At 71.3% G+C, this 3,800-nt stretch carries 2 protein-coding genes and 1 rRNA gene; all 3 read left to right on the top strand.

Annotated features, from left to right (window positions below; translation table 11 throughout):
• Window positions 1-87: ribosomal RNA gene (gene rrf, locus AB0K51_RS34645) — 5S ribosomal RNA — on the top strand; the annotation flags it as partial.
• 100 nt (window positions 88-187) lie between these two features.
• A complete protein-coding gene (mshD, locus tag AB0K51_RS34650; RefSeq protein WP_363462250.1) occupies window positions 188-1,108 on the top strand; it encodes a mycothiol synthase in 921 nt (306 codons plus the stop codon).
• A gap of 288 nt (window positions 1,109-1,396) precedes the next feature.
• Window positions 1,397-3,763 (top strand): RNA degradosome polyphosphate kinase, encoded by a 2,367-nt coding sequence (locus AB0K51_RS34655; RefSeq protein ID WP_363462252.1) that lies wholly within the window; start codon window positions 1,397-1,399, stop codon window positions 3,761-3,763.
• Window positions 3,764-3,800 lie beyond the last annotated feature (37 nt).

A 3,800-nucleotide genomic window follows, 5' to 3' on the forward strand; every position in this document is an offset into this window, starting at 1 on the left:
GGTTACATTCCGAACCCGGAAGCTAAGCCTCATAGCGCCGATGGTACTGCAGGGGGGACCCTGTGGGAGAGTAGGACGCCGCCGAACAATCTTTCGGAAGAAGCCCCCTGACGGGATGTCAGGGGGCTTCTTCGCGTTCCGCGCGCAATTCGATGCGCGACGCGCGGAAGGTCGTACGCTCGGCGGTATGGAGACATCTGAGAACACGTCAGGCGCTGCCCGGGTCGAGCGCGTCGAGGTGCTGACCGCGGGGCAGGCGGAGGCGGTGCGGGGGCTGCTCGCGGAGGTGGCGCGGGTGGACGGGCGCCAGGCGGTGTCGGAGGCCGGGCGGTTGCGGGTCCGGGCCGGGGAGTCGCGGGAGGGGGTGCGGCACCTGGTGCAGTCGGTCGGGTCGGCGGTGGTGGGGTACGGCCAGGTCGAGGGGGAGCGGCCGGGGACCGTGGAGTTGACCGTGGTGCCGGGGGAGCGGGGGCGCGGGCTGGGCGGTGCGCTGGTGCGGGAGGTGCTGGCGGGGGCCGAGGGGGCGTTGGACTTCTGGGCGCACGGCGGGCTGCCGGCGGCGCGGCACCTGGCGGAGGTGCACGGGGCGGAGCTGGTGCGGGAATTGCGGCAGATGCGGCGTACGGCCGAGGCACCGGAGGCGGTGGCGCTGCCGGCCGGCGTGGTCGTGCGGACCTTCGAGCCGGGGCGGGACGAGGAGGCGTGGTTGGCGTTGAACGCGCTGGCGTTCGCGCACCATCCGGAGCAGGGGTCGTGGACGTCGCGGGACCTGGCGGAGCGGATGGCGGAGCCGTGGTTCGACCCGAAGGGGTTCTTCCTGGCGGAGCGCGACGGTCGGCTGGTGGGGTACCACTGGACGAAGGTGCAGCCGGACGGGCTGGGCGAGGTGTACGTGGTGGGCGTCGACCCGGCGGAGCAGGGCGGCGGGCTGGGGAAGGCGCTGACCGCGGTCGGGCTGCGGTACCTGGTCCTGGAGCGCGGACTGGCGACGGTGATGCTGTACGTGGATGCTGACAATGCTGCGGCCGTCCGGGTGTACGAGCGGCTCGGGTTCTCGGTGCACGAGGTCGACCTGATGTACCGATGGGAGCCGATGGCGGGTCGGTGAGCTGGTCGGATGCCACCGGAGGGCGGCGTCCGGTAGCAGCCACAGGGGTGACCGACTCAGCTTTCCTCCTGGCCATGCGGTGTTTACCGTGGATTCAATTGACGCCGCGAAGATCACAGAATGTCGTCCGTATTGCCCCGTCCGCGTCACCGATCCACCCCCGGTCAGGCCGGTCCGATTCCGGCCGCGCCGGGTGGGTGGAGCTGGATGGACGAGGACGATTCGCATGTGGCGACGGCATGCCCTTCGCCCCGCCGGGACTCTGTCCTGCAGGAGGAGCTGGAACTGATGAGCATCCCCCGCCCCGTCTCCGACTCGGCCGCCAAGGCCGAGCAGAGCACCGAGCAGAAGCCGGCCACCCGGTCCGGTGTGAAGACCGAGCCGAAGTCCGCGGCGAAGGAGTCGAAGACGGCGGCCAAGCCGCGGGCCGCGGCGCGCAAGCCGCGTGCGGCCGAGCCGGTGGCCGATCCGGTCGCGGAGCCCGCCGTGGAGCCGGAGGCGGCGTTGGCGACCACCGCGCTGCCGGCGGCGGTGTCGGCGGCCTTCGCCGGGGCTCCGGACGGTCAGGCCGACGGGGAGGCCGAGCTGCCGCAGGGCCGGTTCCTGGACCGTGAGCGCAGCTGGCTGGCGTTCAACGAGCGGGTGCTGGAGCTGGCGGAGGACCCGAACATCCCGCTGCTGGAGCGGGCGAAGTTCCTGGCGATCTTCGCGTCCAACCTGGACGAGTTCTTCATGGTCCGGGTGGCGGGGCTGAAGCGCCGGATCGCCACGGGGGTGGCCCAGCGCAGTGCGTCCGGTCTGCAGCCGCGCGAGGTGCTGGACCTGATCTGGCGGCGTTCGCGGGAGCTGATGGCCCGTCACGCGGCGACCTTCCAGCAGGAGGTGCTGCCGGACCTGGCGTCCGAAGGCATCGAGCTGGTGCGCTGGGCGGAGCTGACGGAGACCGAGCAGGCGCGGCTGCACACGCTGTTCCGGCAGCACATCTTCCCGGTGCTGACGCCGCTGGCAGTCGACCCGGCGCACCCGTTCCCGTACATATCGGGACTGTCCCTGAACCTGGCGGTGGTGGTGCGCAACCCGGTGTCGGGGCACAAGCACTTCGCCCGGGTGAAGGTACCGCCGACGCTCGCCCGTTTCCTGGAGGCCTCGCCCCAGCGGTACGTACCGCTGGAGGACGTGATCGGGACGCACCTGGAGGAGCTGTTCCCGGGGATGGAGGTGCTCGCCCACCACGCGTTCCGGGTCACTCGCAACGAGGACCTGGAGGTGGAGGAGGACGACACCGAGAACATCCTGAAGGCGCTGGAGAAGGAGCTGATGCGGCGCCGCTTCGGGCCGCCGGTGCGGCTGGAGGTCGAGGAGTCGATCGACCCGTACATCCTGGACCTGCTGGTGCGGGAGCTGAACATCACCGAGGCGGAGGTCTTCCCGCTGCCCGGGCCGCTGGACCTGACCGGGCTGTTCGGGATCGCCGAGCTGGACCGGCCGGAGCTGAAGTACCCGAAGTTCGTGGCGGGCACCGCGCGCGGTCTGACCGACGTGGAGTCGGCCTCGCAGCCGGACATCTTCGCGGCGATGCGCGAGCGGGACGTGCTGCTGCACCACCCGTACGACTCGTTCTCCACCTCGGTGCAGGCGTTCCTGGAGCAGGCCGCCGGCGATCCGCACGTGCTGGCGATCAAGCAGACGCTGTACCGGACCTCCGGTGACTCGCCGATCGTGGACGCGCTGATCGACGCGGCCGAGTCCGGCAAGCAGGTGCTGGTGCTGGTGGAGATCAAGGCGCGCTTCGACGAGCAGGCCAACATCAAGTGGGCCCGCAAGCTCGAGGAGGCGGGCTGCCACGTGGTGTACGGCCTGATCGGGCTGAAGACGCACTGCAAGCTGTCTCTGGTGGTCCGTCAGGAGGGCGACACGCTGCGGCGGTACTCGCACGTGGGCACCGGCAACTACCACCCGAAGACGGCGCGGCTGTACGAGGACCTGGGTCTGCTGACCTCGGACCCGCAGGTCGGCGCGGACCTGTCGGACCTGTTCAACCGGCTGTCGGGGTACTCCCGGCGGGAGTCGTACCGGCGGCTGCTGACGGCGCCGCGCGGGCTGCGGGACGGGCTGGTGGCGCGGATCAACGGGGAGATCGCGCACCACCGGGCCGGGCGGCCGGCCTTCGTCAAGATCAAGGTGAACTCGATCGTCGACGAGGTGTTCATCGACGCGCTGTACCGGGCGTCGCAGGCGGGCGTGCCGGTGGACGTGTGGGTGCGCGGCATCTGCGCGATCCGGCCGGGCGTGCCGGGGTTGAGCGAGAACATCAGGGTGCGGTCGATCCTGGGCCGGTTCCTGGAGCACTCGCGGATCTTCATGTTCGGCAACGGCGGCGATCCGGAGGTGTGGATCGGCAGTGCCGACATGATGCACCGCAACCTGGACCGCCGGATCGAGGCGCTGGTCCGGGTCACCGACCCGGCGCAGCGGGCGTCGCTGAACAACCTGCTGGAGTTGGGCGTCTCGGCCGAGACGGACTCCTGGCACCTGGGTGCGGACGGTTCCTGGACCCGGCACTCGCAGGACGCCGAGGGCCGCCCGCTGCGGCACGTCCAGGACCTGCTGATCGACTCGCACCGCCGCAACCGCGGCTCGGCCGCCGCGCGCTGAGCGGCACCCGCCCGCGCCGGGGGGGGCCCGGGGCGGG

Source organism: Kitasatospora sp. NPDC049285 (genome assembly GCF_040678815.1).
GTDB lineage: Bacteria > Actinomycetota > Actinomycetes > Streptomycetales > Streptomycetaceae > Kitasatospora.

What these genes read in the sequence shown, in the direction of transcription:
- mshD (WP_363462250.1), top strand. Translation starts at nt 188, where the DNA reads ATGGAGACATCTGAGAACACGTCAGGCGCTGCCCGGGTCGAGCGCGTC.
- AB0K51_RS34655 (WP_363462252.1), top strand. Translation starts at nt 1,397, where the DNA reads ATGAGCATCCCCCGCCCCGTCTCCGACTCGGCCGCCAAGGCCGAGCAG.